The following is a 6,095-nucleotide window of genomic DNA, read 5'->3' as shown; positions in this document are numbered from 1 at the left end:
CCATAAACAAACATTCTTATATAGATGAAATGTCTGAAAATGAAAAGGCAATATTAATATTATTGTTACGGCTTAGGGATAAAAGAAAAGAGTTGAAATTTACGACTAAACTCAAGTCGGTTTATTCAACTTCTAAGGCAATGTCTATAGTGCTCAAATATAGTGAAACTATTGATAAAGTAAGCAAAGAATTAGGTGTTCCAAAATAAATGATACAGGCAGTTTTATTCAGAGAATTAATATGCTATGGGTATGAAGATATTGGCATGGATCTACTGGTAAAAAATTATTATATTCCTAAAGATATACCTTTTTCGGATTATCAGATATGTAAAATGTTTGGTATAGAAAAAATACAAAAACGATGTAGCGACTGCTCAACAGGTTTAGGACAGATTTTTGCTAAAACTGCAATAGATGCTGAACGAGGAATCAATAGAAATTATAAATTAGATTCAAATAAAGAAGAGGATTTATGGAAAATGTGGAAAAAATTACAGGATGATGAAACAAATATTTATTATGTTGCTTTGGTTTTAAAGAATGAAGCAAGAAAACTAAATATAGATATAAGTAAAGCAACAAGGCAAGAGCAAATTAAGGTAATAGGGCAGTATAATGGCAATATAGCTTACGGAAAAGCTGTTATAGAATATTATGATATTTTTCATGACTTTAACAAAATGATTAAATATTAAATAGCTCGGTGATGTAACCTAAAAAGGTTATTTATTATTTATGGAGGTTTTTATGAGACGTAAATATTTTTGCTTTATGATAATAATATGTGTATGTGTTTTATTTATAATATGGTGTGGTATTGATGATAATCCAAAACCAAAGGAACAAAGGGATCAAACGGAAGTACGTTTAGATGAAACGATTGATACAATCAAGAAAGGAATTCCTTATGCATCAAAAAGAGCTAAAAAATGGCGAGATACTATGTATTTGGAATATATTAATGTTGGCTTCATAGGTAAAGAGCAAATTAAAAATAGGCATGGAGACATAACATATTTTTTCTATGAAAGGAATGTTACAGATAAACTAGATGCAGACGCTACGGTGGATATTAGTATGAGTAAAAATTGTATCTATAATTTTTCTTCTTCTTATGGTAATGCCAATCAATTAATAGGAGGAAGTGAAGAGGAGTTAGATGCACAAAATTGGATTATTGATATTCCAGAATTATTTGATATGGTAGAATCATTGCTGGGGGAGAATTATCTGGCTGTATATGAAAAACCTAAAATTATAGTAGGGTGTAGTGAAAATATTTGGTATTTTGAGATATATGAAACAGAAGATGCAACATATTCGATTTATGAGTTGAAAATTGATCCTATGAAAGGGGCAATTACCGATGTAATTGATCGAAGAAATATCGAATAACAATAAAATTAAATGTGATTGAAATCTCGGAATTTCCGTGAAGATGAAGTAAAATAAAAGAATGCTTGTGTTAATAGTCGGAACTGAGTTCGATGTAGGATATCAAAAAAAGAACAATCTGGTTTGCAGCATTACCACTGAAACAATCGGAAACTCAGACGAGTACAATGAAGAACGTAACAAATTTACCTTTCGATGCTGTAGTATTGTCACTTTAGTTGACAAAAATTATAGAACAATTTATAATAGATAACTAGAATTAGGACAAGAGTCCATAATTAATTTTTATATCTATCTATGCAAGTTTGTGGTTGATTGAACACATTCGAATAGAATATATGCAGGAGGCAAACACAGTGAAAGTGTACGGACTTAATGATTTAAGAAGAATGTATTTGGAATTTTTTGAAAGCAAAGATCATTTAAGATTGAATAGCTTTTCATTAGTTCCACAAAACGATAAAAGTTTATTATTAATTAATTCAGGTATGGCACCACTAAAACCATACTTTACAGGACAAGAGATACCTCCAAGAAAAAGAGTGACAACTTGTCAAAAATGTATTCGTACAGGTGATATTGAGAACGTAGGTAAGACAGCACGTCATCTTACTTTCTTTGAGATGCTTGGTAACTTCTCATTTGGTGATTACTTTAAGAAAGAAGCAATCGCTTGGTCATGGGAATTCTTAACAGAAGTAATTGGGTTAGAAGAAGATCGTCTTTATCCTTCCATTTACTTTGAAGATGAGGAAGCGTTTGATATTTGGACAAAACAAATTGGTGTAGCCGCTGATAGAATCACACGTTTTGAAAGAGATGAAAACGGTGACTGTGATAACTTCTGGGAGCACGGTGCAGGTCCATGTGGTCCATGTTCTGAAATCTATTATGATCGTGGTGAAAAATACGGTTGTGGAAACCCTGACTGTAAAGTAGGTTGCGAATGTGATCGTTTTATGGAAGTTTGGAATAACGTATTCACTCAATTTGAAAGTGATGGAAACGGACATTATACAGAATTAAGTCAAAAGAATATTGATACTGGTATGGGTCTTGAACGTTTAGCAGTTGTAGTCCAAGATGTCGATACTGTATATGATGTAGACACGATGAAAGCAATTCGTGATAAAGTATGTGAAATTGCAGGAGTAACTTACCAAACTAATGAAAAATACGATGTTTCTATTCGTTTAATTACAGATCATATCCGTTCTGTAACATTTATGATTTCTGATGGTATTATTCCGTCTAATGAAGGTAGAGGTTACGTTCTTAGAAGATTACTTCGTAGAGCTGCTCGTCACGGTAAATTACTTGGAATCAATGGTAAGTTCCTTGCTGATTTATGTAAGACTGTTATCGCTGAATCAAAAGATGGATATTCTGAATTAGAAGAAAAGAAAGAATATATCCTTAAATTACTAACAATAGAAGAAGATAACTTCAATAAAACCATCGATCAAGGTCTTAGTATCTTAGCTGATTTAGAGGAAAACCTTAAGAATGAAGGTAAGAATACATTAGACGGAGAAGATGCGTTTAAGTTATATGATACCTATGGTTTCCCGCTTGATTTAACAAAAGAAATCTTAGAAGAAAAAGGTTTCTTAGTTGATGAAGAAGGTTTCCAAAAAGCTATGAATGTACAGAGAGAAACAGCAAGAAGTGCTCGTGAAGTGACTAATTATATGGGTGCTGATGTTACTGTTTACCAATCTATTGATCCGGCAATCACTTCTACTTTCGTAGGATATGATCGTTTCTCTCATGATAGTAAGGTTACTGTTATTACCACAGAAACTGAAATTGTAGATGAATTAGTAGCTGGCCAAACTGGTACAATCATCGTTGATGAAACACCTTTCTATGCTACAATGGGTGGTCAGTTAAATGATACTGGTGTAATTAAGACTGCAAACGCTACCTTCATAGTAGAAGACGTTGTTAAATTACAAGGTGGAAAAGTTGGTCATGTTGGTAAGATGGAAGAAGGTATTATTAAAGTAAACGATACTGTTACTTTAGTAGTTGAAGAAGAGAGAAGAACTTCAACAGGTAAGAACCATACAGCAACACATTTACTTCAAAAAGCACTTAAGATGGTTCTTGGAAATCATGTTGAACAAGCTGGTTCTTATGTAAGTAAAGATCGTCTTCGTTTTGACTTCACACATTTCTCAGCATTAACAAAAGAAGAGATTGCCAAAGTAGAAGCAATTGTTAATGAGCAAATTGAAGCTAGTATTGCAATTCAAACAGAAGAAATGTCAATTGAAGATGCGAAAAAATCTGGTGCGATGGCATTATTCGGTGAAAAATATGGAGATACTGTACGTGTAGTATCTGCTGGAGATTTCAGTAGAGAATTATGTGGTGGTACTCATGTAAGTAATACAAGTACAATCGCAGCTTTTAAAATTATAGGTGAACAAGGTGTTGCAGCTGGTGTAAGAAGGATTGAAGCATTAACAGGTAAAGGTGTATTCGAATATTATAACCATATAGAAGAAACACTTAATGATGCTTCCAAAGTTGCAAAAGCAGAACCTGCTATGTTATCTAAGAAAATCGAAACAATGCAAGAGGAAATAAAAACTCTTTTAGCTGAAAATGAAAAATTAAAGAATAAATTAGCAAAAGATGCACTTGGTGATGTTATGAACCAAGTAGTAGAAGTAAAAGGTATGAAAGTACTTGCTACAAAAGTACCTGATGTAGATATGAATGGTCTTCGTACTTTAGGTGACCAATTAAAAGAAAAATTAGGTGAAGGTGTAATTGTTCTTGCATCTGCTCAAGGTAGTGACAAAGTTAATCTGATTGCTATGGCAACAGATGGAGCAATGAAACAAGGAGCGCATGCAGGTAACCTAATTAAGGCTATAGCAGCGATCGTTGGTGGCGGCGGCGGTGGTCGTCCAAACATGGCACAAGCTGGTGGAAAGAATCCTGCGGGAATTGATGAAGCAATTGCAAAGGTAACAGAAGTATTGGAACAACAACTATAAAATTTCTGCTATTATAATATAAGAAATTTTGCAAAAAAATGTTGACATTTATAGTTGCAAATACTATAATATTGATAGTGCTATTCAAATTATACCCAAACAGTTGTATAGGCACAATACACAACTGGAGGGAGGTTAGGTGTGAGACTATGTCAAATGTAATTGTTAAAGACAATGAAACTTTAGATAGTGCTCTACGCAGATTCAAAAGAAACTGTGCTAAAGCAGGTATCCAACAAGAAATACGTAAAAGAGAGCATTATGAAAAGCCAAGCGTAAGACGTAAGAAAAAATCAGAGGCTGCTCGTAAACGTAAATTTAAATAGTTTTAAAATAGTGTAGCATTTGCACTACGTAAAAAGACAATGAACCCTTAATCATTTTATGATTAAGGGTTTTTTACGATTATAAGAGATGTATGAATTTGGTAATAAACTGTGTATAAACTTTTTGTCTTTAATCATATACTGTTATAGTACTACTATGTGCGGGAGGCTAGGTTAAGAAATAACGAAAGTCTCAAGCCTTAGAAAGGGGCATACTAGTTAGATGGGTAAAAGTTTGAAGTCGAGTCATGACACATTTAAAAAGAAGTCTAAAAAGACTCTCTATAAACAGTTTGAAAATTCCAACAAGAAAGTTACACCTGAGGAAAAGGAAACTTATCTTGAATCCTTATCGAATAATCTACATCTACCAGGAGATATGATTGCTGGTGCTCCAATTATTACAACTACGGGGCGCTGTAGCTTGTGCATAGAAAATTATAAAGGAATAATAGAATATAATTCTGCAGTTATTAAAGTACAGACGAAAACAGGTAAGATTTGCATAGAGGGAACGAACCTTACAATCAAATATTTTACGAATGACGAAATGAGAGTTTCTGGGATTGTACATTCGATCAAATATTGTTAGTAAGGAGGTTTTCGTTTGCTGATTCGAATTGTAAAATGGTTTCGTGGATACCTTCTCGTGCGAATTAAAGGGTATTCACCGGAACGTTTCATCAACCTATGTAGTGCAAGAGATATATTGATTTGGGATTTAAGACAGGTAGAAAATGGTTATGAGTTTTTTATAAGTGTACAGGGATTTCGAGAGTTGAAACAAATTGTAAAGAAAACAAAGACAAGACCATTCATTAAAAAGAGATATGGGTTCCCATTCTTATTACATAGATATCGTAAAAGAAAAGTATTTGCAATAGGTGTGTTATTATGCTGTATTTTAGTTTATATCATGTCGTTATTCATCTGGGAAATTAGTATTTCTGGTGAATTAAAGCATACTGATGAAGCTATCGTTAAATTTCTGAGGAAAAATAATGTATATACAGGAATTCAGAAAAGGAAAGTTAGCTGTCAAGAAATTGAAGAAGAAATTCGAGCGCAGTATCCAGATATTGGTTGGGTATCTGCCGAAATACGTGGTACCAGATTGTTGATTAAGATTAAGGAAACAAATATTCCAAAGCCCGTTGTACGAAGGACAGACCCGTGTCATATAGTTGCGAATAAAGATGGGATTATTACTTCTATAATAACAAGGAGCGGAGTTCCTCAAGTAAAAACAGGAACAGTGGTGAAGAAGGGTGATGTATTAGTTTCTGGAATTGTAGACATTATGGGAGATTTTGACGTTATTGTCCGAAAAGAAACTGTTGTTTCAGATGCGGATATAGAA

General features: G+C 33.3%; 7 protein-coding genes. All 7 read left to right on the top strand.

What is annotated here, in order from left to right:
- Positions 1 to 209, top strand: a 209-nt coding sequence (locus ACW2QF_RS12270) for a hypothetical protein (RefSeq protein ID WP_455716293.1), incomplete at its 5' end; no start/stop codon positions are given.
- Positions 210 to 698: a hypothetical protein gene (locus ACW2QF_RS12265; RefSeq protein WP_455716292.1), complete on the top strand. Its 489-nt coding sequence runs from the start codon at positions 210 to 212 to the stop codon at positions 696 to 698. It abuts the gene before it with no gap.
- Positions 699 to 750: 52 nt separating this feature from the next.
- A complete protein-coding gene (locus ACW2QF_RS12260) occupies positions 751 to 1,398 on the top strand; it encodes a hypothetical protein (protein WP_455716291.1) in 648 nt (215 codons plus the stop codon).
- Between the two features lie 356 nt (positions 1,399 to 1,754).
- A complete protein-coding gene (alaS, locus tag ACW2QF_RS12255; protein ID WP_455716290.1) occupies positions 1,755 to 4,409 on the top strand; it encodes an alanine--tRNA ligase in 2,655 nt (884 codons plus the stop codon).
- Between the two features lie 149 nt (positions 4,410 to 4,558).
- Positions 4,559 to 4,735 (top strand): 30S ribosomal protein S21, encoded by a 177-nt coding sequence (gene rpsU, locus ACW2QF_RS12250; RefSeq protein WP_033166800.1) that lies wholly within the window; start codon positions 4,559 to 4,561, stop codon positions 4,733 to 4,735.
- Positions 4,736 to 4,958: 223 nt separating this feature from the next.
- On the top strand, positions 4,959 to 5,327 hold the full coding sequence (locus ACW2QF_RS12245; protein ID WP_455716289.1) for a YabP/YqfC family sporulation protein: 369 nt from the start codon (positions 4,959 to 4,961) through the stop codon (positions 5,325 to 5,327).
- 15 nt (positions 5,328 to 5,342) lie between these two features.
- The coding region (locus ACW2QF_RS12240; RefSeq protein WP_455716288.1) for a sporulation protein YqfD at positions 5,343 to 6,095 on the top strand (753 nt) is incomplete at its 3' end.

Source organism: Anaerosporobacter sp. (genome assembly GCF_965301125.1).
This window is presented reverse-complemented; position numbering and strand designations above follow the sequence as displayed.

Bases quoted from the DNA above. Each gene is read 5' to 3' on its own strand.
- rpsU (WP_033166800.1), top strand. From the start codon at position 4,559: ATGTCAAATGTAATTGTTAAAGACAATGAAACTTTAGATAGTGCTCTA.
- ACW2QF_RS12260 (WP_455716291.1), top strand. From the start codon at position 751: ATGAGACGTAAATATTTTTGCTTTATGATAATAATATGTGTATGTGTT.
- ACW2QF_RS12245 (WP_455716289.1), top strand. From the start codon at position 4,959: ATGGGTAAAAGTTTGAAGTCGAGTCATGACACATTTAAAAAGAAGTCT.
- ACW2QF_RS12265 (WP_455716292.1), top strand. From the start codon at position 210: ATGATACAGGCAGTTTTATTCAGAGAATTAATATGCTATGGGTATGAA.